A 21,167-nucleotide genomic window follows, 5' to 3' on the forward strand; every position below is an offset into this window, starting at 1 on the left:
GGTATTCGGGGATTTTAGTTGGATGGAACGAACAGTGAATAACCTGTGGCGAGGGATCTACGCCGGGGCCATTTCCTGCGCCAACCCGAGAAACGCCGCCGGCAGCCGGGCGCCTTTTCGCTCCTTGAGGCAGTACAGGTACTCGAGAATCTGCGGCGCATTTTCGAGGGTCAGCACCCGCAATTGCGGATCGTGCGGCACTTCCTGCCGGGCGATGATGCTGATACCGATATTGCGCAACACCGCCTCACGAATCGACTCGCGGCTACCAATCTCCAGCAGCGGCCCGAAACTCACCCCGGTGCCGGCCAGCAACTCTTCGGTCAAGCGCCGGGTGGTCGAGCCCGACTCGCGCATCAACAAGGTATACCCAGCCAATGCACTGAGCGGGACATGGTCATGCACCGCCAGCGGATGATTGCGATGCACCGCCAACACCAGTGGATCACTACCGAGTACCCGGCGGATCAGCCGCGCATCGTCGAGCAACTGCGAAGACGCGGCGACATCGACCCGGTACTCCTCCAGCGCTTCGAGCACCTGCTGGGAATTGCCGATTTCCACCGACACTTCCACCTGCGGCAAGCGCTCGCGAAAGGTCTTCACCAGATCGAGGATGTAGTACGGCGCCGTGGCGGCGATGCGCAACGTGCCCTGGACCTGACCGCTGTTACGCAGGAAGAACTCGATATCGGCTTCCTGCTGCAACAGTGCCTTGACCATCGGCAACAACTGCGCGCCTTCGTCGCTGACGCTGAGGCGGCGGCCGCCACGGTAGAACAGCTCCACCGAATACTGGCTTTCCAGGTGCCGGATCTGGGTGGTCACCGTCGGTTGGCTCAGGCCGAGCTTTTTCGCCGCCAGGGTAATGCTGCCCAGCCGGGCCACCATGTAAAACGCCTTCAGCTCGGCACTCAGCACACCCGTTCCTCATCGTCTATTTGCGCAACAGGCGCAAACCGTTGAACACCACCAACAGGCTCACGCCCATGTCGGCGAACACCGCCATCCACATGGTGGCGAGCCCGGCGAAGGTTACCCCAAGAAAGATCGCTTTGATGACCAATGCCAGGGCAATGTTCTGTTTGAGGATATTGGAGGTCTGCCGCGACAAGCTGATGAAGGCCGGGATCTTGCGCAGATCGTCGTCCATCAGGGCGACATCGGCGGTTTCGATGGCGGTGTCGGTCCCGGCGGCCGCCATGGCGAAACCGATCTCGGCCCGCGCCAGTGCGGGGGCGTCGTTGATGCCGTCGCCGACCATTCCCACGCGATAGCCCTGGGCATACAACGTTTCGATGGCCTGCAGCTTCTCGCTCGGTAACAGATCGCCTTGCGCCTGATCGATGCCCACATGGGCGGCGATGACCTCGGCGGTGTGAACGTTGTCACCGGTCAGCATCAGGGTTTTGATGCCCAGTTCATGCAATTGCTGGATCGCTTCGCGACTGGTCGCTTTCACGGTGTCCGCGACGGCAAACAAGGCCAACGGACCCGACTTGTCGAGCAACAGCACCACCGACTTGCCCTGTTTCTCCAGCGCAAACAGCTGCTCTTCCAGCGCTGGCGAACACAGGCCCAGATCTTCCACCAGGCGGTGGTTGCCCAAGTGGTAGAGCTCACCGTTGATCTCACCACGCACGCCTCGTCCCGCCAGGGCGTGAAAGTTATCCACAGTCAGCGGCGCAGTTGGGTTATCCACAACGGCATCCATAGCCGCGTTAGCGATGGCCAGCGACACCGGGTGATCCGAGCGACCCGCCAGTGCCGCCGCAATGGCCGGAGCTGTTTGATCGGCGGTCGGGTCGAGGGACAAATAGTCGGTCTGCACCGGTTTGCCGTGAGTGAGGGTGCCGGTCTTGTCGAAAGCCAGGTAATCGAGTTTGTAGCCGTGCTCCAGGTAGACGCCGCCCTTGACCAGAATCCCTTTGCGCGCCGCTGCCGCGAGGCCGCTGACAATGGTCACCGGAGTGGAAATCACCAAGGCGCATGGGCAGGCGACCACCAGCAACACCAGCGCCCGATAGATCCAGTCGAACCACAGCGCGTCCATGAACAGCGGCGGGATCACCGCCACGGCGAGGGCCAGAATGAACACCGCCGGTGTGTAGATTTTCGAAAAGCTGTCGACGAAACGCTGGGTCGGCGCCCGCGCGCCCTGGGCCTGTTCGACGGCGTGGATGATCCGCGCGAGGGTCGAGTGATCGGCCGCTGCGGTCACGGTGAATTCCAGTGAACCGGACTGGTTGATGGTGCCGGCGAACACTTTGTCGCCGATGGTTTTTTCGACCGGCAGGCTTTCACCGGTGATCGGCGCCTGGTTGATCGTCGAACTGCCGGACAACACTTCGCCGTCCAGACCGATCCGCTCACCGGGACGCACCCGCACCCGTGCACCCAATTCGATGCTTTTCACCGGTTGTGCGACCCAACTGCCGTCGGCTTGCTGCACCGTGGCTTGCTCAGGCGCCATCTGCATCAGTCCGCCGATGGCGTTGCGCGCCCGGTCCAGGGACCTGGCTTCAATCAACTCGGCCACGGTGAACAGGAACATCACCATCGCCGCTTCCGGCCACTGGCCGATCAGGACCGCACCGGTCACCGCGATGCTCATCAGCGCGTTGATGTTCAGGTTGAGGTTTTTCAGGGCGATCCAGCCCTTTTTATAGGTACCCAGGCCGCCACTGAGGATTGAGATCAGCGCAATCACCGCCACCACCCAATTGGGCGCCGCGTTAGTGAAGTGGATCACTTCAGCCGCCAATGCACCAACGCCGGACAGCGCCAATGGCCACCAAGGTTTTTTCTCTGGCACAGGTATTGGCGCTTCGACGCCTTGTTCCAGCGGCTCGGCGTGCATGCCGAGGGACTTGATCGCATCGATGATCGGCGCGCTGGTTGGCAGGTCGTGGGTCACGCCCAACACCCGGTTGATCAGGTTGAATTCCAGTTGCTGCACACCCGCAAGCTTGCCGAGTTTGTTCTGGATCAGCGTCTGCTCGGTCGGGCAGTCCATGGCCTCGATGCGGAAGCTGCTCAGCCGCGCGCCGGCGGTCGGTGTCTCGCTCAACTTGATCAGCGATGGCGCCTCTTTGGAGGAACAGCAGGCATCGCCGTGGCCGCCATGATCATGGCTACCATGGGCATGCTGGGGCGCAGGCTGCAGCTTGTGGCTGTGATCGTGATCGTGATCGTGATCGTGATCGTGATCGTGATCGTGATCAGCCTCGGGTTTGTGGGTGTGAAGAGAATCGCTCATTGGTCGCGTCCATGAAGGTGCCTGTTGCCAAGTAAAGACCCTGTAGCCACTATAGGGTCAAGCACCCTTTTGGAGATCGACGCGATGAAAATAGGAGAACTGGCGAAACTCACCGACTGCGCCGTGGAAACCATCCGCTACTACGAGCGCGAAAACCTGCTGCCGGAACCGGCCCGCAGCGACGGCAATTATCGCGTCTACACCCAGGCCCACGCCGAACGCCTGACTTTCATCCGCAATTGCCGCACCCTCGACATGACCCTGGAGGAAATCCGCAGCCTGCTGGCCCTGCGCGACAGCCCGCAGGATCAATGCGAAAACGTCAACGCGTTGATCGACGAGCATATCCATCATGTGAAGGCACGAATCGACGGCTTGTTGGCCTTGCAGACACAACTGCTCGACCTGCGCCAACGCTGCAGCGAAGGGCCGGATATCGATCAGTGCGGGATTTTGCAGCGGCTGGAGGTGAGTGGCGGGGTTGTCGCGACGGAGGTTGAACATTCCCATGTTGGCCGAAGCCACGGGCATTAGCAGCCCATGATCGTTCCCACGCTCTGCGTGGGAATGCAGCCATGGACGCTCCGCGTCCACTGTGACGCAGAGCGTCACGGGAGTCATTCCCACGCAGAGCGTGGGAATGATCAGGTGGGCTAGACCGCCATCGGCGCAGTCATCGGCGCGTGATGCTCATAACCTTCGAGCGAGAAATCACTTGGCTCGATCAGCTCCAGCCACTCCGGCTGATACAAACCGGTCTTGGCGAACTCCGGCACACGGTCGGAGATCTTCAGCTTCGGCATGGCGAACGGCTCGCGCTTGAGCTGTTCGTTGAGCATGTCCAGGTGGTTTTCGTAGACGTGGGCATCGCCGATGAAATAGGTGAACCAGCGCGGCGTGTAACCGGTCAGACGGCCGATCAGGCTCAGCAGCGCAGCGCCTTCGGTGAGGTTGAACGGCGTGCCCAGGCCCAGGTCGTTGGAGCGGATGTAGAGGGTCAGGGAGATTTCCCTGGTCTCGACATTCGGGTGGAACTGGTACAGCAAGTGGCACGGCGGCAGGGCCATTTCATCGAGCTGCGCAACGTTCCAGCCGTGGAACAGAATGCGACGGCTGCCTGGGTCCTTGATGATGGTGTCGACACACTGGCGGATCTGGTCGATCGCCTTGTACAGCACCACATAAGCCTGGCCATCTTCCTCGCCTTCGGCGATCTGCCGATAACCCTGGCTCAGGGTCTGCTCGATGGCGGCCTGGTTGCTGACCGGGATCTGCTTGTACGCCGGCCATTTGCGCCATTGCACGCCGTAGATCTCGCCGAGGTCGTCTTCGCCCTGACGGAACGGGTTGGCCAGCCACTGGGCGTTTTCGTTGGCGTTCTGGTCCCAGACCTTGCAACCCAGCGCACGAAATTCAGCGGCGTTATTCACCCCGCGCAGAAAACCGCACATCTCGCCGATGGCCGACTTGAAAGCCATCTTGCGGGTGGTGATCGCCGGGAAACCTTCCTGCAAATCGAAGCGCAGCATCGCGCCCGGAAAGCTGATGGTGTTCACGCCGGTACGGTTGGCCTGCTTGGTGCCGTTCTTGATGACGTGGGCGACCAGTTCGAGATATTGCTTCATGAATTACCTGTGTCCTTGAACCCGGAGCCGTCGCCCCGGGGTTCGAATTTTTTGCGCCTGCTGCTTATACAGCCGCTGCGGGGGCCGCCGGGGCGCGTCGATAAGCCAGCCAGATCAGGAATAGACCGCCGACGATCATCGGTACGCACAGCACCTGGCCCATGGTCAGCCAGTTCCACGCCAGATAGCCCAGTTGCGCATCCGGAACGCGGACGAACTCGACGATGAAACGGAAAATGCCATAGAACAGCGCAAACATCCCGGATACCGCCATGGTCGGCCGTGGCTTGCGCGAGAACAGCCAGAGGATCAGGAACAGCGCCACACCTTCCAGCGCAAACTGGTACAGCTGCGACGGGTGACGCGGCAACTGCGCCGGGTCGCTGAACGGCGGGAAGATCATCGCCCACGGCACGTCGGTCGGCTTGCCCCACAACTCGGCGTTGATGAAGTTACCGATGCGCCCGGCACCCAGGCCGATCGGCACCATCGGCGCGACGAAGTCCATCAGCTGGAAGAACGACTTGTTGTTCTTTTTACCAAACCACAACGCTGCGAGCATCACACCGATGAAGCCACCGTGGAACGACATGCCGCCCTTCCACACTTCGAAGATCAACATCGGGTTGGCCAGGTAAGCGCTCAGATCATAAAACAGCACATAACCCAGGCGGCCGCCGACGATGACGCCCATCGACATCCAGAACACCATGTCGGAGAGTTTCTCCTTGGTCCAGGTCGGGTCGAAGCGGTTCAGCCGACGGGACGCCAGCAGCCACGCGCCACCGATGCCGACCAGGTACATCAGGCCGTACCAGTGGATTTTCAGCGGACCGATGGCCAGGGCCACCGGGTCGATCTGCGGGTAAGGCAGCATTGCGACTCCTCGTTAGAGTTGAAACTTTCAAAATTCCCGGGCGACGCTGTCACGCCAGGATTAAGCCAGGATTGCGTTACGTGTCAGAGCAGGAAGTTCAAGCCGACGCAAAACAGCAAAGCGGCAAACAGTCTTTTCAGCAAGCGTGGCGACAGCCTGTGGGCCAGTCGTGCACCGAGGCGGGCGAAGACCATGCTGGTCAGAGCGATCCCCAGCAGCGCCGGCAAATAAACAAAACCGAGACTATGGGCCGGCAGCAGTGGATCGTGCCAGCCCAGAATCATGAAACTTAATGCACTTGCCAAAGCGATGGGCAGGCCACAGGCCGACGATGTGGCCACCGCCTGTTGCATCGGCACACTGCGCCAGGTCAGGAACGGCACAGTCAATGAGCCGCCGCCAATCCCGAAAATCGCCGAGGCCCAGCCAATTACACTGCCGGCCACGGTCAGACCGACTTTACCGGGCACCGTTCGGCTGGCCTTGGGTTTGAAGTCCAAGGCAAGTTGAACAGCGATGATCAACGCGAATACGCCGATGATCTTCTGCAAATTCGGCCCGGAGATCGCTTCGGCGGTCAGCGCGCCGAAACCGGCACCGATCAGAATGCCGAGGGTCATCCAGGCAAAAATCGGCCAACGCACGGCGCCACGGCGATGATGTTCGCGAACCGCATTGACCGACGTAAAAATGATCGTCGCCAGGGAAGTGCCGACTGCAAGATGCGTCAGGATCGACGGATCAAATCCCTGCAAGGTGAAGCTGAACACCAGCACCGGGACGATGATAATCCCGCCGCCTACCCCAAACAGCCCGGCCAGCACGCCCGCACAGGCGCCCAGCGCCAGATAGAGCAGAAATTCCATGGCCACATCCCCAAGCATCCCGAAACAGGAGCGGCATGGTAACGGATGCATGGCCTTGGGCTCCACTGCGGATGGCGATGGATCGATGAGCGATGTCTGCGTAAAGTGAGCAAAAAACACACAAGGACCGCCTTATGTGCCTGATTGTCTTTGCCTGGCGGCCGGGTCATCCCCAGCCGCTGATCGTGGCGGCCAACCGCGACGAATTCTATGCCCGGCCCAGCCTGCCCCTGGCGCAATGGCCGCACGCTCCGCATGTCTACGCCGGGCGTGACCTGGAGGCTGGCGGTACATGGCTCGGTGTCGGCGCCAATCGGCGCTTTGCCGCACTGACCAACATCCGCGATCCCCTTCAGCCGCCGGCCGCCAGGTCGCGAGGCGAACTGGTGGCGCAATTCCTCAACGGGGAAACACCGGTTGAAGACTATTTAAACGACGTTATCGGACGTTCGGCTGAATATGCCGGATTTAATCTGTTGATTGGCAATGCCAACGAGCTCTGGCATTTCAACGCTCGGGAAACCGCAGCGGTCAGGCTCGAACCAGGGATTTATGGGTTATCGAACGCGGGGCTGGATACGCCGTGGCCAAAAGTGCTCAAGGCCAAGGCAGCCTTGAGCGAAGCGCTGGACGACCCGCAGCCGCAGGCGCTATTGGCCTTGCTCAGCGATCCACAGACGGCGCCGCTTGCCGAGCTGCCGGACACTGGCGTGGGGCAAGCCACCGAGACGTTGTTGTCGAGCGTGTTTATCAAGAGCCAGGCTTATGGGACGCGGGCGAGCACGGCGTTGATTGTTCAGGCGAATGGGATGCGGCATATGGTCGAGCGGAGTTTCGGGCCGTATGGTGGGCATCTAGGGGAAGTGGAAGTCAGGGTTTGAAGGTCGGGCAATAAACTGTGGCGAGGGAGCTTGCTCCCGCTAGAGTGCGAAGCGCTCCCGATCCAGCCGATGCGTTCTTTCATAAAGATCGCATCGGCTGAATCACGACTGCTTCGCAGCCGAACGGGAGCAAGCTCCCTCGCCACAGGGGCCGCCGCGGACCTAGAGGGTCTTGACCGAAGCCGGATTGATCATCCGTGCCAACCCAAGGTTTTTCAGCGCCAGTTGCAGCGAGCTGTGGATAACTTGCGGGTTGTCGATGGTCATCAGCTCGGCGAGCAGTTCCTTGGCCTTGCTCAGGTTGATCTGACGCAGCATCCACTTCACTTTCGGCAAGTTGGTGGCGTTCATCGACAGGCTGTCGAAGCCCATTGCCATCAACAGCACCGCCGCCGCCGGATCACCGGCCATTTCGCCGCAGATACTCACCGGCTTGCCTTCGGCATGGGCATCACGCACCACGCTCTGCAAGGCTTGCAGTACCGCCGGGTGCAGGTAGTCGTAAAGGTCGGCCACCCGTGGGTTGTTTCGGTCCACGGCCAGCAGGTACTGGGTCAGGTCGTTGGAGCCGACCGACAGGAAGTCCACCTGCCGCGCCAGTTCCTTGGTCTGATACACCGCTGCCGGAATCTCGATCATCACGCCAACCGGCGGCATCGGCACGTCGGTGCCTTCGTCGCGGACTTCGCCCCAGGCGCGGTGGATCAGGTGCAAGGCTTCTTCCAGTTCATGGGTGCCGGAAATCATCGGCAGCAGAATACGCAGGTTGTTCAGGCCTTCGCTGGCCTTGAGCATGGCGCGGGTCTGTACCAGGAAGATTTCCGGGTGGTCGAGGGTCACGCGAATGCCGCGCCAGCCGAGGAACGGGTTGTCTTCCTTGATAGGGAAGTACGACAGCGCCTTGTCACCGCCAATGTCCAGGCTACGCATGGTCACTGGTTGTGGATGGAACGCGGCAAGTTGCTCGCGATAGATCGCCAGTTGTTCCTTTTCGCTCGGGAAACGCTGGTTGATCATGAACGGCACTTCGGTGCGGTACAGACCCACGCCCTCGGCACCACGCTTCTGCGCCCGTGCCACGTCCGCCAGCAGGCCGGTGTTGACCCACAGCGGCATGCGGTGGCCATCGACCGTTACGCACGGCAGGTCGCGCAATGCATCCAGCCCGAGGGCCAGTTGTTTCTCTTCCTCGACCACGTCGGCGAACTGCTTGCGCAGCACGTCACTCGGGTTGGTGTAGACCTCGCCGTGGTAGCCGTCGACGATCATCTGGATGCCGTCGACCTTGGAGTACGGCAGGTCGACCAGGCCCATCACCGTCGGAATACCCATGGCGCGCGCCAGGATCGCCACGTGGGAGTTGCCGGAACCGAGTACCGACACCAGGCCCACCAGCTTGCCTTCCGGCACCTCGCCAAGCATTGCCGGCGTCAGTTCTTCGCTGACCAGAATGGTGTTGTCGGGGTAGACCAGCGTCTGCTGCCGCTCTTCCTGCAAGTAGGCGAGCAAACGGCGGCCGAGGTCTTTGACGTCCGAGGCCCGCTCACGCAGGTAGGCGTCGTCCATCAGTTCGAAACGGTTGACGTGATCGGTAACCACCTGACGCAACGCGCCCTGGGCCCACTGACCGGTCTTGATCACCGTGGTGACTTCGCTGCCGAGCGAGGCATCGTCGAGCATCATCAGGTAGACGTCGAACAGCGCCCGCTCTTCAGGTCGCAGCTGGGTTGCCAGCTTGGCGGACAAGGCGCGCATGTCGGCGCGCACGCCTTCGATGGCGGTCTTGAACAGTGCAAGCTCTGCATCAATGTCGGTGATGGTCTTGTCCGGCACCACGTCCAGGTCGGCCGGTGGCAGCATGACGACCGCGGTGCCGACCGCCGCGCCCGGCGAACCCGGTACGCCGACGAACTTTGCTTCCTGGATACCTTTGCCCTGACGGCCCAGGCCACGGATCGAACCGGTGGCCTCGGCGTGGGCGATAACGCCGGCGAGCTGCGCGCTCATGGTCACGAGGAAGGCTTCTTCACCCTCATCGAACTGGCGGCGTTCCTTTTGTTGAATGACCAACACGCCGACGACGCGGCGGTGGTGAATGATCGGCGCCCCGAGGAACGACGCGTAGCGCTCTTCACCGGTCTCGGCGAAGTAACGGTAGCGCGGGTGATCCGCGGCGTTTTCGAGGTTCAGGGGTTCTTCACGCGTGCCGACCAGGCCGACCAGACCTTCGTTGGGTGCCATGCTGACTTTGCCGATCGAGCGCTTGTTCAAGCCCTCGGTGGCCATCAGCACGAAGCGGTTGGTCTCTGGATCAAGCAGGTAGACCGAGCAGACCTGGCTGCCCATGGCCTCTTTGACGCGCAACACAATAATCCCCAACGCCGCCTTGAGATCCTTGGCGGAGTTAACTTCCTGGACGATCTTGCGCAGCGTATTGAGCATGGCTCGGGGTCGAACTCCGTCGTCAGTCGCGCGCTAAAAGGCGCGGGGCAAGCTCTTTGAGAGCGCGTCGATACACCTCGCGCTTGAATGTCACCACCTGGCCCAACGGATACCAATAGCTGACCCAGCGCCAGCCATCGAATTCCGGTTTACCGGTCAAATCCATCCGCACCCGCTGCTCGTTGGAGATCAGGCGCAGGAGAAACCATTTCTGCTTCTGGCCGATGCACAGCGGTTGGCTGTGCGTTCTGACCAGACGTTGCGGCAAACGATAACGCAACCAGCCCCGGGTGCAGGCGAGAATTTCAACATCTTCGCGCTCCAGGCCCACTTCTTCGTTCAACTCGCGGTACAAGGCGTCTTCCGGCGTCTCCTGGGGGTTGATCCCGCCCTGTGGAAACTGCCAGGCATCTTGATTGATTCGGCGAGCCCATAGCACCTGGCCAGCATCATTCGTCAGAATGATCCCGACATTGGGGCGGAAACCATCGGGGTCGATCACGGCAACAACCTCGCAAACGCATGTCGCCGCATTGTTCCACAAAGGTTGTGAAAGCAGCAACGAGCCGACCTACCTTATGTGCACTCTTGTGAAAAGTCCGTATTCTGGAGACCTTTCTACAGACTTTTCAGCGAGTAACTGCAATGCGGCTGGCTTTATTCGACTTGGACAACACGCTTCTGGGCGGCGACAGTGACCACGCCTGGGGCGATTATCTGTGCGAACGCGGTTTCCTCGACGCCGTCGCCTACAAGGCGCGCAACGACGAGTTCTATCAGGATTACCTGGCCGGCAAGCTGGATAACGATGCGTACCTGAACTTCTGCCTGGAAGTCCTCGGTCGCACCGAAATGGCTACGCTGGATCAATGGCACCTGGACTACATGCGCGACTGCATCGAACCGATCGTGCTGCCCAAGGGCCTCGAACTGTTGGCCCAACACCGTGAGGCTGGCGACAAGCTGGTCATCATCACCGCCACCAATCGCTTTGTGACCGGGCCGATTGCCACGCGTTTGGGCGTCGAGACCCTGATCGCCACCGAATGCGAAATGATCGACGGACGGTACAGCGGGCGCAGCACCGATGTCCCGTGCTTCCGTGAAGGCAAGGTGACCCGGTTGACTCGTTGGCTGGAAGAGACCGGCCACAGCCTGGAAAACAGCTATTTCTACAGCGACTCGATGAACGACTTGGCATTGCTGGAGATAGTGACCAACCCGATTGCGGTCGATCCGGATCCGAACCTGCGGGCCGAAGCCGAGAAGCGGGGTTGGCCGGTGATCAGTCTGCGCGACTGATTAAGCCTGTAGCAGCTGCCGAGGTACGAGGCTGCGTTGCGGTCCGCAGGACCGCCCTTGGGCCCGCTTCGCAACCCATCGCGGTCTCGTACCTCGGCAGGTGCTACAGATTCCGCGCTATACCGGCTTGGCCCCCATCAACCCCGCAATGGCGATCAAGCAGACAAAACTGAACAGCGCCAACGCCAAGGTAAACTTCCCATTCCCCGCCGTCGGCGCCTTGCGCAGCCGATTGAGCCGCACCACCAGCCAGAACCAGCCCAGCGCCGCCACGGTGTACAGCACACTGGACGCCAGCAACCAGGTCTGCCCCAACGGCCAGCCCACCAGATGCACCATCCACCAGCCGGTGAACGGCATGCTCAACAGCGCCAGGCCCATCAACAACCAGATGAACACCTGCGGTCGCTGCAAGGTACGCGCAGGCGCCGTCGCATCACCGTTACGACGAGTGCGCCAGACCCAGATTGCCAGCCCCAGTGCGCTGATCAACAGCAGCACCGTCGCCACGCCATGGGCGACTTTGAGGGCGGTTAGCGTTTCCATTGTTCGATTTCCTTATAGGCTGCCCATCAGCGTAGCCGCTCAGCCGAGAAACAGCTGATAGGCCGGGTTGTCGCTTTCGTCCCAGTACGGGTAGCCGATTTCTTCCAGCGCCGCCGGTACCAGATGACGCTCGTCGTGGGGCACTTGCAGGCCCGCGACCACACGGCCATCCGCCGCGCCGTGGTTGCGGTAGTGAAACATCGAAATGTTCCAGCGCCCGCCGAGCTTGTTGAGGAAGTTGAACAACGCACCCGGACGCTCCGGGAACTCGAAGCGCAGCACCACCTCATCGACCACCTGGGCGGCACGCCCGCCGACCATATGGCGAATGTGCAATTTGGCCAGTTCGTTGTCGGTCAGGTCGAGTACCGGGAAACCCTGCTCGGTCAGGCTGGCGAGCAGCGCACTGCGTGGGTCGTTTTCCGGATGGGTCTGCACGCCGACAAAGATGTGCGCTTCGCTGCCGGTGTTGTAGCGGTAGTTGAATTCGGTGATCTGGCGCTTGCCGATGGCTTCGCAGAACGCCTTGAAGCTGCCCGGTTGCTCGGGGATGGTCACGGCGATGATGGCTTCGCGGCCCTCGCCCAGCTCGGCACGCTCGGCGACGTGTCGCAAGCGGTCGAAGTTGACGTTGGCGCCGGAATCGATGGCCACGAAGGTGTGGCCGGTGACGCCACGTTGCTCGACGTATTTCTTGATCCCGGCCACGCCCAAGGCGCCGGCAGGTTCAGTGATCGAGCGGGTATCGTCGTAGATATCCTTGATCGCCGCACAGATTTCATCGGTGCTGACGGTGATCACTTCATCAACGTAGTCTTTGCAGATATCGAAGGTGTGCTGGCCGATCTGCGCCACCGCGACGCCATCGGCAAACAGGCCTACGGTCGGCAACACCACGCGCTCGCCGGCCGCCATGGCGGCTTGCAGGCAGTTGGAGTCATCCGGTTCGACGCCGATGATCTTGATGTCCGGACGCAGGTATTTCACATACGCCGCAATCCCGGCGATCAATCCGCCGCCGCCCACAGGAACGAAGATCGCATCCAGACGCCCCGGGTGCTGGCGCAGAATCTCCATGGCCACCGTGCCCTGCCCGGCAATGGTGTGGGGATCGTCGTAGGGGTGAATGTAGACGTAGCCTTTTTCGTCGACCAGTTTCAGCGAGTAGGCCAGGGCTTCCGGGAACGAATCCCCGTGCAGTACCACTTTGCCGCCGCGCGAACGCACGCCTTCGACCTTGATCTCCGGGGTGGTCTTGGGCATGACGATGGTCGCTTTCACGCCCAGCACTTTGGCTGCCAGGGCCAGGCCTTGCGCATGGTTGCCCGCCGAAGCGGTGACCACGCCACGGGCGCGCTCTTCATCGCTCAGCTGCGTCAGCTTGTTGTAAGCGCCGCGAATCTTGAACGAGAACACCGGCTGCAAGTCTTCACGCTTGAGCCAAATCTCGTTGCCCAGCCGCTCGGAGAGCTGGCGAGCAGTCTGCAATGGGGTTTCTACGGCAACGTCATAAACGCGCGAGGTGAGGATCTTTTTGACGTACTGTTCGAGCATCGGAAAGCATCACTGAACGGGTTGGGCAGGGTCAAGGAGTCTAACCCGGCTTTTGGGCGGGCGACCACACTAAACAGGTGGTTTCAGGGTAACCGGAAAAGATCGCAGCCTCTGGCAGCTCCAGGTGCGATCTTTTGACCCGCCAATCGGGCAATGACCTTCCCCATCGCGAGGCCTATAATGCCGGCCTTTCGTCTCTTCCTCGGCACCTCGGAGCCCGCATGACCCAGGATCAACTCAAACAGGCAGTGGCTCAAGCCGCCGTCGACTTCATCCTCCCGAAACTCGACGACAAGAGCATCGTCGGGGTCGGCACCGGCTCCACCGCCAACTGCTTCATCGACGCCCTGGCCAAGCACAAAGGCGCGTTTGACGGTGCAGTGGCCAGTTCCGAAGCCACCGCCGCGCGCCTCAAGGGCCACGGTATTCCGGTGTATGAGCTCAATACCGTCAGCGATCTGGAGTTCTACGTCGACGGCGCCGATGAAAGCGACGAGCACCTGCACCTGATCAAGGGCGGTGGCGCGGCCCTGACCCGCGAGAAGATCGTGGCGGCCGTGGCCAAGACCTTCATCTGCATCGCCGACGCCAGCAAACTGGTGCCGGTCCTCGGTGCATTCCCTTTGCCGGTGGAAGTGATCCCGATGGCCCGCAGCCACGTGGCCCGCGAACTGGTGAAGCTCGGCGGCGACCCGGTTTACCGTGAAGGCGTGCTGACCGACAACGGCAACATCATCCTTGACGTGCACAACATGCAGATCACCAACCCGGTGGAGCTGGAAGCACAGATCAACGCCATCGTCGGCGTGGTCACCAACGGTTTGTTCGCGGCCCGCCCGGCGGACTTGCTGCTGTTGGGCACGAGCGAAGGTGTAAAAACCCTCAAGGCCTGATGCCTTAGCCATCTGTAGGAGCGACGCTTGCTCGCTCCTACACTTGTTTTTTGGGATGTTGGTCAGGGTTGCGGCGTTTTTTTGAAGACGTAGAACAGGTTCGGCTCGCTGACGAGGTACAGGGTGCCGTCGTCATCCATGGCAATGCCTTCTGGCTTGTGCAATCCCTGACGACCCTTGCCCAGTGACAGGGTGCTCAGCGGTCGCCCGTCCACATCCAGTTCAAGAATCAACCGCGACTCATCGGACAGTGCCAGCAAATGGCCGCTGCGCTCGTCATATTGCAGGCTCGACAGGTCTCGCACGAACATTCCGGCATCGCGCTTGGGATTGTTCACCACGTGCACCGCGTAGGACTTCTCCGGGTTGTAATGGGGAAAGCCCTGCACTTCGTAGATCAGCATCGGGTCGCGCTCCTTGGCGACGAACAAGCGCTTGCCCACCGAGTCATAGGCCACCCCCTCGAAACCCTTGTTGCCGCTCATGTGCACGCCGAGGGTCATCTGCTCGGCGTCCGCGGCATCGAGGAACGTCGTGCCCTTGCGCAGATGAATCTTGATCAGCCGTTGCTCACGCTCATCGGTGATCACGTAAGTGTCAGCGCTAATGAACTCGACTGCTTCCGGGTCGCCGAACCCGACCAGCGCCACACGCCGCAGGATTTTGCCTTCCAGGGACAACTCGATCAGCTCGGCGTTTTTGTGGGTGACAGTGAACAGGCTTTTGCGCACGGGATCGAAGGTCAGCGCTGAAACATCGTCGTCCAGACCGTCAATGACTCGCGCCTCGATCGCCACCTGATACTGGTCCAGGCCAATGGGCTGGGCATTCATCGGCTGCCATAGCGCCTGCACATTGAACCCGCTGCGCTCGAACAGGCGCTGGTACTGGCCGACGGCAACCAACACGATCAGGGCAATGACCGACAGGATCAGCATCAGGGGTTTGGGGCGGACAAGTCGACGCATTCAGGCAAACTCGGAAACAGGACGGGCGGATGAAACACCACGGCTGCCTGAATTAAAACCCTAATGGCCCGCGACCTTCTACCGCAACTACCGAACCTGTTGCTTTTCGAAGCGGTAGAACAGGTTCGGCTCGCTCACCATGTACAGCGTGCCTGCTTCGTCCATGGTGACGCCTTCGGCACGGGGAATGGTTTTCTTCAGGCCATTGAACCCTCCGAGCAAGGTCATGAAACTGACCTGCTCGCCCTTCTCGTCCAGTTCCAGCAACAAGTGAGAGTCGGCGGACAGCACCAGGGTGTGGCCAGTGCGCGGATCGATGGCCAGGGCCGACAGGTTACGGACATCCAGTGCGTCGCTGGAGAGTTTCTGCTTGTCACCCTTCAGGATCTGGCTGCCATCGCTTTTCCAGCTGAACAGCGCTGGTGGACGCTCTTCACCCAGCAGCAGTTGCTGGCGACGGGCATCCCAGACGACGGCTTCGAAGCCTTTATTCTGGTTTTTCGAGGGGCCGAGATCGTATTTCGGGAAATTGGCGATGTTCAGCTCGCGCGTATCGGCATCGACCTTGACGATCGAGAGCAGGTGTTCGCGCTCATCGGTAATCGCCAGCAAACCATTGCCCATTACCGTCACCCCTTCCGGGTTGCTCCACCCCACCAGCGGCATTTTGCGCAACACGTCGCCTTGCAACGTCAGCTCGACCAGGAACGGATTCTTGCCCATCACGGAGAACAGGGTTTTGGTCTGCGGGTCGTAAGACACGTCCGACGCTTCGTCCTTCTCCATGCCCGGCAGCAGTTTGGCGTCGATCACCGCCCGATAGTCCGGCAGCCAGACACTCTCTTTGCGTTCGGCAGGGCTTTCGAAGCGCTCCTTCACCCAGAGCACACCGCGATCATCCCAATGCATCACAAGCGCAAGGCCATAAGCAGCGACCGCCACCAGTAAAAGCCAGGAATACCAACGCATGACAAAACGCGAGCGGCGGGCAGTTTTCAGCTTGGGCAGCGATTCGATGGCCATTCAGGGATGCGTTCCAGAAATTCAGGCTATGGGTAATAGCACATTGGGACAGGCTCAGATGCCATAAGCCCCGGAATTATCCAGACAAAATGTGAAAAAAACGGGAAATGGCCGGATTGCCCTGTGTGGGCAGCCAAGATCAAAAGATCGCAGCCTGCGGCAGGCTGCGATCTTTTGCTTTTTAGAGAACGGTACTGGTAAAGCGGCTGACACCCGGCAATTCGAGCACCAGTTCGTCACCGACATTCAGCGGGCCAACGCCCACCGGCGTGCCAGTGAGGATCACGTCCCCGGCCTGCAGCGAGAAGCAGCCGGCCATGTACTGGATCATCGGTACGATCGGATTGAGCATGTCCTTGCTGTTGCCATCCTGGCGGACTTCGCCATTGATGGTCAGGCGGATGCCGATGTCGGTCAGGTCGGCAAACGTGCTGCCGGCCACGAATGGTGCAATCACCGCCGCACCGTCGAAGCACTTGGCGATTTCCCACGGCAGGCCCTTGGCTTTAAGCTCGGCCTGCTTGTCGCGCAGGGTCAGGTCCAGGGCCGGGGCGAAGCCGGAGATGGCATCCAGCACTTCTTCGCGGCTCGGTTTGGTCGACAATGGCTTGCCGATCAGCACCGCTATTTCTGCTTCGTAATGCACCGAACCGCGCTCGGTCGGAATGCTGAAGCTGCCTTCCAGTGGCACCACGCAGCTGCCGGGCTTGATGAACAGCAGTGGTTCGGTGGGCACCGGGTTGTCCAGTTCCTTGGCGTGTTCGGCGTAGTTGCGGCCGATGCACACCACTTTCCCCAGCGGGAAATGAATACGCGTTCCGTCGACATACTGGTGCTGATAGCTCATTGACCGACTCCTGCTTTGTTGATTCAAACAGCGAAAATCTTGCCTGGGTTCATGATGCCGTTCGGGTCGAACACCGCTTTGACGGCTTTCATGTACTCGATCTCAACCGGTGAGCGGCTATAGGTCAAGTAATCACGTTTGGTCATGCCTACGCCGTGTTCGGCGGAAATCGAACCGTTGTACTTCTCGACGGTTTCGAACACCCACTTGTTGACGGTGGCGCACTTGGCGAAGAACTCATCCTTGCTCAGGTTATCCGGCTTGAGGATGTTCAAGTGCAGGTTGCCGTCGCCGATATGGCCGAACCAGACAATTTCGAAGTCCGGGTAGTGTTCACCGACGATCGCGTCGATTTCCTTCAGGAACGCCGGGACTTTCGACACAGTGACCGAAATGTCGTTTTTGTACGGCGTCCAGTGGGAGATAGTTTCAGAGATGTACTCGCGCAGCTTCCAGAGGTTCTGCAACTGGGTTTCGCTCTGGCTCATCACACCATCCAGCACCCAACCCTGCTCGACGCAATGTTCGAAGGTTTCCAGGGCGTGGTTGGCCACTTCATCGGTGGTCGCTTCGAATTCCAGCAGCGCATAGAACGGGCAGTCGGATTCGAACGGGGCCGGCACGTCGCCGCGCGCCATGACCTTGGCCAGGGCTTTATCGGAGAAGAATTCGAACGCCGTCAGGTCAAGCTTGCTCTGGAATGCATGCAACACCGGCATGATCGAATCGAAATCGGCGGTGCCGAGGACCATCGCGGTGAGGTTCTTCGGTGCACGATCAAGACGCATGGTGGCTTCGACGACAAAGCCCAGGGTGCCTTCGGCGCCGATGAACAGTTGACGCAGGTCGTAGCCGGTGGCGTTCTTGATCAGGTCTTTGTTCAGTTCCAGCAGATCGCCCTTGCCGGTGACGACTTTCATGCCGGCCACCCAGTTGCGGGTCATGCCGTAGCGAATGACCTTGATCCCGCCGGCATTGGTGCCGATATTGCCGCCAATCTGACTGGAACCTGCCGAAGCGAAGTCCACCGGGTAGTACAGACCGTGCTCTTCGGCCTTGTTCTGCAATTGTTCGGTGACCACGCCCGGCTGACAAACCGCCGTGCGATCGGTCAGGTTCACGTCGAGAATCTGGTTCATGTAGTCGAAGGACACCACCACTTCGCCATTGGCCGCCACCGCTGCAGCAGAAAGCCCGGTACGACCGCCGGACGGCACCAGGGCAACCTTGTGCTCATTGGCCCAACGGACAATGGCCTGGACCTGCTCGATGGTCTTGGGGAACACAATGGCCGTCGGGGCCGGGGCGAAATGTTTGGTCCAATCCTTGCCGTAAGCATTCAGGGAGTCGGCGTCGGTCAGCACCTTGCCAGGCTCAACCAGGGTCTTCAGCTCATCAATCAGCGCAGGATTGGTCATCGACAGAACTCTCGAACAATTCATGGTCATCCTGAGTACGCTTCACGTCGCAGAATGAGTGTTAGCAGGTCGCATATGCTAGCATACCGACCCCGCAGGATAGTGCCCAAAGGCTGTTCTGCGGCGACGGCTTTCCTGCCGTCCGGGTCAGCTCTGGCTGCTCCCTTCCCTGCCATTTTTTCTCCGGGACACAGGTTTACGCAGATGAGCAAGACTTCTCTCGATAAGAGCAAGATCAAGTTCCTTCTTCTCGAAGGCGTCCACCAATCGGCTGTCGACGTCCTCAAGGCGGCGGGCTACACCAGCATCGAGTACCTCACAGGTTCTCTGCCGGACGCCCAGCTGAAGGAAAAGATCGCTGATGCTCACTTCATCGGCATTCGCTCCCGCACTCAACTGACCGAAGAGATCTTCGATCACGCGAAGAAACTGGTGGCTGTCGGCTGTTTCTGCATCGGCACTAACCAGGTCGACCTCAACGCGGCTCGCGAACGCGGTATCGCGGTATTCAACGCGCCGTACTCCAACACTCGCTCCGTTGCCGAGCTGGTGCTGGCCGAGGCGATCCTGTTGCTGCGCGGCATCCCTGAGAAGAACGCTTCCTGCCACCGTGGCGGCTGGATCAAAAGCGCAGCCAACTCCTTCGAAATCCGGGGCAAAAAGCTGGGTATCGTCGGTTACGGCTCGATCGGCACTCAACTGTCGGTCCTGGCTGAAGGCTTAGGGATGCAGGTTTACTTCTACGACACCGTGACCAAGCTGCCACTGGGCAACGCCACCCAGGTCGGCAACCTGCACGAGCTGTTGGGCATGTCCGACATCGTCACCCTGCACGTTCCGGAAACCGCTGCCACCCAGTGGATGATCGGCGAGAAGGAAATCCGCGCCATCAAGAAGGGCGGCATCCTGATCAACGCCGCGCGCGGCACCGTGGTCGAACTGGACGCCCTGGCGGACGCGATCAAGGACAAGCACCTGATCGGCGCGGCCATCGACGTCTTCCCGGTGGAGCCACGCTCCAACGAAGAAGAGTTCGAAAGCCCGCTGCGTGGCCTGGACAACGTGATCCTGACCCCGCACATCGGTGGTTCCACCGCTGAAGCGCAGGCCAACATCGGTCTGGAAGTGGCGGAAAAACTGGTCAAGTACAGCGACAACGGTACGTCGGTATCGTCCGTGAACTTCCCGGAAGTGGCCCTGCCAGCTCACCCTGGCAAGCACCGCCTGCTGCACATCCACGAGAACATTCCGGGCGTGATGAGCGAGATCAACAAGGTCTTCGCTGAAAACGGCATCAACATTTCCGGTCAGTTCCTGCAGACCAACGAGAAAGTCGGCTACGTCGTGATCGACGTCGATGCCGATTACTCGGAAATGGCGCAAGAGAAGCTGCAGCACATCAACGGCACCATTCGTTGCCGCGTGCTGTTCTGATTCAGACTTGAGCGACAAAAAAGGGAGCTCCTCGGAGCTCCCTTTTTTACGGCTGCTTTTTCATCGCTGTGGAAAAGCTACTTCACCGTCACGGTGATTTTCTTCGACACGATCGGCGGATCGAACGGCATGTGACCGCTGTCGCCCAGTTCGAGCTGCAAGGTGTGCTTGCCCGGTGCCAGCTTGATTTCAGCGTGAGTCTGCGCTTTGCCAAAGTGCATATGATTGGCATCGTTTGGAATCGGAGCTCCGGCAGCCGGTAGTTTGTCGACATCGATCAGCAGATGGTGGTGCCCAGTGTTTTTGGTGGTATCGCCCGCTGGTGCCAGCGCGATTTCCTTGACGCCGAAATTCACTGTAAAGGTTTGCGCGACCGTGGCTCCGTCCGCAGGAGATACGATGAACACTTCTGCCCCCTTCGGAGCCGGGGTGGCGGCACCGGCCAGCACCGAAACACCCATCAGCACACCAGCCAATGCTGCTCGTGACATAAAGCTTTTCATTCTCTTCTCCAGTTTTTCCGTAAAATTCGCTCGACCGTGAACAACTTAACGGCCATTCGTTGTCGAAGGCACTCAATAACCATAGCAAAGCGAGCCTGAACAGCGCGTCGCGATAAATGAATTCAAAGGAGTGACCATGCGCTTTTTGCCTGGCCTGATCTGCCTGCTACCCCTTTTGAGCCCTTTGGCTCATGCCGAACTGATGGACGATGTAAACGACCGCGGCGAATTGCGCATTGCTCTTGAGGCTAATACACCGCCCTTCAATTTCAAGGATGACGGCAAACTGACCGGGTTCGAGGTCGAGCTGGGTCAACTGCTGGCCAATGAGCTGGATGTACGGGCCGACTTCGTCGTCACTGATTCCGACGATCTGATGACCGGCGTCGAAAGCGGCAAATACGACGTTGCCATCAATCACATAGCACTGACCCCGGATCTGAAGGATCGTTTCGACTTCAGCGAACCTTACATTCACACCAACGCGCAATTGATCGCGCAGAAAGAAGTGCAACCGCGATCAATCCTGATGGTGCAGTCGCTGACGGAGGAAAAGCCGAAAGCCGCCCCGGCTGCAAGCCTGGCCATTCCGTTTCAGAAGGGTAACCCGGCGTTCCATGCCAGCCTGGAAAACGCCTTGCAGCGGATCAAGGCCGATGGCCGGCTGGAGGCCCTGGAGCAGAAGTGGTTTGGGGCAGATGCGGGTGCGGCGCCGAAACCTTGATTCGG

Annotated in this window: 20 protein-coding genes; 6 read left to right on the top strand and 14 right to left on the bottom strand. The window is 60.1% G+C overall.

The window, feature by feature from the left end; translation table 11 throughout:
• Positions 1–57: 57 nt before the first annotated feature.
• Together PSH69_RS28240 and PSH69_RS28245 are read right to left on the bottom strand one after the other, a co-directional pair.
• Positions 58–921, bottom strand: a complete 864-nt coding sequence (locus tag PSH69_RS28240) for a LysR family transcriptional regulator (RefSeq protein ID WP_305410427.1) — start codon at positions 919–921, stop codon at positions 58–60.
• Between the two features lie 16 nt (positions 922–937).
• Positions 938–3,259 carry a heavy metal translocating P-type ATPase gene (locus tag PSH69_RS28245; protein WP_305410428.1) on the bottom strand — a complete coding sequence of 774 codons (2,322 nt, stop codon included), beginning with the start codon at positions 3,257–3,259 and terminating at the stop codon, positions 938–940.
• Positions 3,260–3,343: 84 nt separating this feature from the next.
• Here PSH69_RS28245 and cadR point away from each other — a divergent pair, with 84 nt between their 5' ends.
• Positions 3,344–3,793 carry a Cd(II)/Pb(II)-responsive transcriptional regulator gene (gene cadR / locus PSH69_RS28250; RefSeq protein WP_007897786.1) on the top strand — a complete coding sequence of 150 codons (450 nt, stop codon included), beginning with the start codon at positions 3,344–3,346 and terminating at the stop codon, positions 3,791–3,793.
• Positions 3,794–3,912: 119 nt separating this feature from the next.
• On the opposite strand, the gene PSH69_RS28255 is transcribed toward cadR, so the two are convergent.
• The 3 genes from PSH69_RS28255 to PSH69_RS28265 form a co-directional block, all read right to left on the bottom strand.
• Entirely contained in the window at positions 3,913–4,884 is a 972-nt protein-coding gene (locus PSH69_RS28255; protein WP_305410429.1) for a thymidylate synthase, read from the bottom strand.
• 64 nt (positions 4,885–4,948) lie between these two features.
• Positions 4,949–5,761: a prolipoprotein diacylglyceryl transferase gene (lgt, locus tag PSH69_RS28260; protein ID WP_064621002.1), complete on the bottom strand. Its 813-nt coding sequence runs from the start codon at positions 5,759–5,761 to the stop codon at positions 4,949–4,951.
• Positions 5,762–5,844: 83 nt separating this feature from the next.
• The gene (locus PSH69_RS28265) at positions 5,845–6,627 is read right to left on the bottom strand and encodes a sulfite exporter TauE/SafE family protein (RefSeq protein ID WP_105340765.1); all 783 of its coding nucleotides are present in this window, start codon (positions 6,625–6,627) and stop codon (positions 5,845–5,847) included.
• A gap of 134 nt (positions 6,628–6,761) precedes the next feature.
• On the opposite strand from PSH69_RS28265, the gene PSH69_RS28270 reads away from it, so the two are divergent.
• Entirely contained in the window at positions 6,762–7,508 is a 747-nt protein-coding gene (locus tag PSH69_RS28270; RefSeq protein ID WP_305410430.1) for an NRDE family protein, read from the top strand.
• Between the two features lie 162 nt (positions 7,509–7,670).
• Here the strand turns inward: PSH69_RS28270 and ptsP are convergent, their stop codons facing one another.
• Positions 7,671–9,950, bottom strand: a complete 2,280-nt coding sequence (gene ptsP / locus PSH69_RS28275; protein ID WP_105340763.1) for a phosphoenolpyruvate--protein phosphotransferase — start codon at positions 9,948–9,950, stop codon at positions 7,671–7,673.
• Between the two features lie 22 nt (positions 9,951–9,972).
• Positions 9,973–10,452, bottom strand: a complete 480-nt coding sequence (locus tag PSH69_RS28280; RefSeq protein WP_007897732.1) for an RNA pyrophosphohydrolase — start codon at positions 10,450–10,452, stop codon at positions 9,973–9,975.
• 143 nt (positions 10,453–10,595) lie between these two features.
• On the opposite strand from PSH69_RS28280, the gene PSH69_RS28285 reads away from it, so the two are divergent.
• A complete protein-coding gene (locus PSH69_RS28285) occupies positions 10,596–11,252 on the top strand; it encodes an HAD family phosphatase (RefSeq protein ID WP_111453001.1) in 657 nt (218 codons plus the stop codon).
• Positions 11,253–11,369: 117 nt separating this feature from the next.
• Here PSH69_RS28285 and PSH69_RS28290 read toward each other — a convergent pair whose 3' ends face one another.
• Both PSH69_RS28290 and ilvA read right to left on the bottom strand, forming a co-directional pair.
• Complete coding sequence (locus PSH69_RS28290; protein WP_305410431.1) at positions 11,370–11,798, bottom strand: DUF2269 domain-containing protein; 429 nt, start codon at positions 11,796–11,798, stop codon at positions 11,370–11,372.
• Positions 11,799–11,837: 39 nt separating this feature from the next.
• Positions 11,838–13,352, bottom strand: coding sequence for a threonine ammonia-lyase, biosynthetic (gene ilvA, locus PSH69_RS28295; protein ID WP_305410432.1), 1,515 nt, complete (start codon positions 13,350–13,352; stop codon positions 11,838–11,840).
• Positions 13,353–13,573: 221 nt separating this feature from the next.
• Between ilvA and rpiA the strand changes: the two genes are divergently transcribed.
• Positions 13,574–14,245: a ribose-5-phosphate isomerase RpiA gene (gene rpiA, locus PSH69_RS28300; RefSeq protein WP_018928652.1), complete on the top strand. Its 672-nt coding sequence runs from the start codon at positions 13,574–13,576 to the stop codon at positions 14,243–14,245.
• A gap of 62 nt (positions 14,246–14,307) precedes the next feature.
• Here rpiA and PSH69_RS28305 read toward each other — a convergent pair whose 3' ends face one another.
• The 4 genes from PSH69_RS28305 to PSH69_RS28320 all read right to left on the bottom strand — a co-directional run bounded on the left by PSH69_RS28305 (position 14,308) and on the right by PSH69_RS28320 (position 18,501).
• On the bottom strand, positions 14,308–15,213 hold the full coding sequence (locus PSH69_RS28305; protein WP_305410433.1) for an SdiA-regulated domain-containing protein: 906 nt from the start codon (positions 15,211–15,213) through the stop codon (positions 14,308–14,310).
• 87 nt (positions 15,214–15,300) lie between these two features.
• A complete protein-coding gene (locus PSH69_RS28310) occupies positions 15,301–16,236 on the bottom strand; it encodes an SdiA-regulated domain-containing protein (RefSeq protein WP_305410434.1) in 936 nt (311 codons plus the stop codon).
• Positions 16,237–16,417: 181 nt separating this feature from the next.
• Entirely contained in the window at positions 16,418–17,083 is a 666-nt protein-coding gene (locus PSH69_RS28315; protein WP_111453004.1) for a fumarylacetoacetate hydrolase family protein, read from the bottom strand.
• A 23-nt stretch (positions 17,084–17,106) separates the two neighbouring features.
• Positions 17,107–18,501: an FAD-binding oxidoreductase gene (locus PSH69_RS28320; protein ID WP_305410436.1), complete on the bottom strand. Its 1,395-nt coding sequence runs from the start codon at positions 18,499–18,501 to the stop codon at positions 17,107–17,109.
• A 204-nt stretch (positions 18,502–18,705) separates the two neighbouring features.
• Here PSH69_RS28320 and serA point away from each other — a divergent pair, with 204 nt between their 5' ends.
• On the top strand, positions 18,706–19,935 hold the full coding sequence (serA, locus tag PSH69_RS28325) for a phosphoglycerate dehydrogenase (protein WP_018928647.1): 1,230 nt from the start codon (positions 18,706–18,708) through the stop codon (positions 19,933–19,935).
• A gap of 77 nt (positions 19,936–20,012) precedes the next feature.
• Here serA and PSH69_RS28330 read toward each other — a convergent pair whose 3' ends face one another.
• Complete coding sequence (locus PSH69_RS28330) at positions 20,013–20,438, bottom strand: DUF4399 domain-containing protein (RefSeq protein WP_086944382.1); 426 nt, start codon at positions 20,436–20,438, stop codon at positions 20,013–20,015.
• A 136-nt stretch (positions 20,439–20,574) separates the two neighbouring features.
• Between PSH69_RS28330 and PSH69_RS28335 the strand changes: the two genes are divergently transcribed.
• Positions 20,575–21,162 (top strand): transporter substrate-binding domain-containing protein, encoded by a 588-nt coding sequence (locus PSH69_RS28335; protein WP_305410437.1) that lies wholly within the window; start codon positions 20,575–20,577, stop codon positions 21,160–21,162.
• Positions 21,163–21,167: the final 5 nt, after the last annotated feature.

This window comes from Pseudomonas sp. FP1740 (genome assembly GCF_030687165.1).
In the GTDB taxonomy this organism is placed as follows: domain Bacteria; phylum Pseudomonadota; class Gammaproteobacteria; order Pseudomonadales; family Pseudomonadaceae; genus Aquipseudomonas.

What these genes read in the sequence shown, in the direction of transcription:
- PSH69_RS28330 (WP_086944382.1), bottom strand. Translation starts at nt 20,438, where the DNA reads ATGAAAAGCTTTATGTCACGAGCAGCATTGGCTGGTGTGCTGATGGGT.
- PSH69_RS28320 (WP_305410436.1), bottom strand. Translation starts at nt 18,501, where the DNA reads ATGACCAATCCTGCGCTGATTGATGAGCTGAAGACCCTGGTTGAGCCT.
- ilvA (WP_305410432.1), bottom strand. Translation starts at nt 13,352, where the DNA reads ATGCTCGAACAGTACGTCAAAAAGATCCTCACCTCGCGCGTTTATGAC.
- PSH69_RS28290 (WP_305410431.1), bottom strand. Translation starts at nt 11,798, where the DNA reads ATGGAAACGCTAACCGCCCTCAAAGTCGCCCATGGCGTGGCGACGGTG.
- cadR (WP_007897786.1), top strand. Translation starts at nt 3,344, where the DNA reads ATGAAAATAGGAGAACTGGCGAAACTCACCGACTGCGCCGTGGAAACC.
- PSH69_RS28245 (WP_305410428.1), bottom strand. Translation starts at nt 3,259, where the DNA reads ATGAGCGATTCTCTTCACACCCACAAACCCGAGGCTGATCACGATCAC.
- PSH69_RS28310 (WP_305410434.1), bottom strand. Translation starts at nt 16,236, where the DNA reads ATGGCCATCGAATCGCTGCCCAAGCTGAAAACTGCCCGCCGCTCGCGT.
- lgt (WP_064621002.1), bottom strand. Translation starts at nt 5,761, where the DNA reads ATGCTGCCTTACCCGCAGATCGACCCGGTGGCCCTGGCCATCGGTCCG.
- PSH69_RS28255 (WP_305410429.1), bottom strand. Translation starts at nt 4,884, where the DNA reads ATGAAGCAATATCTCGAACTGGTCGCCCACGTCATCAAGAACGGCACC.
- PSH69_RS28270 (WP_305410430.1), top strand. Translation starts at nt 6,762, where the DNA reads ATGTGCCTGATTGTCTTTGCCTGGCGGCCGGGTCATCCCCAGCCGCTG.
- PSH69_RS28315 (WP_111453004.1), bottom strand. Translation starts at nt 17,083, where the DNA reads ATGAGCTATCAGCACCAGTATGTCGACGGAACGCGTATTCATTTCCCG.
- PSH69_RS28265 (WP_105340765.1), bottom strand. Translation starts at nt 6,627, where the DNA reads ATGGAATTTCTGCTCTATCTGGCGCTGGGCGCCTGTGCGGGCGTGCTG.
- PSH69_RS28305 (WP_305410433.1), bottom strand. Translation starts at nt 15,213, where the DNA reads ATGCGTCGACTTGTCCGCCCCAAACCCCTGATGCTGATCCTGTCGGTC.
- serA (WP_018928647.1), top strand. Translation starts at nt 18,706, where the DNA reads ATGAGCAAGACTTCTCTCGATAAGAGCAAGATCAAGTTCCTTCTTCTC.
- PSH69_RS28285 (WP_111453001.1), top strand. Translation starts at nt 10,596, where the DNA reads ATGCGGCTGGCTTTATTCGACTTGGACAACACGCTTCTGGGCGGCGAC.
- ptsP (WP_105340763.1), bottom strand. Translation starts at nt 9,950, where the DNA reads ATGCTCAATACGCTGCGCAAGATCGTCCAGGAAGTTAACTCCGCCAAG.
- PSH69_RS28335 (WP_305410437.1), top strand. Translation starts at nt 20,575, where the DNA reads ATGCGCTTTTTGCCTGGCCTGATCTGCCTGCTACCCCTTTTGAGCCCT.
- rpiA (WP_018928652.1), top strand. Translation starts at nt 13,574, where the DNA reads ATGACCCAGGATCAACTCAAACAGGCAGTGGCTCAAGCCGCCGTCGAC.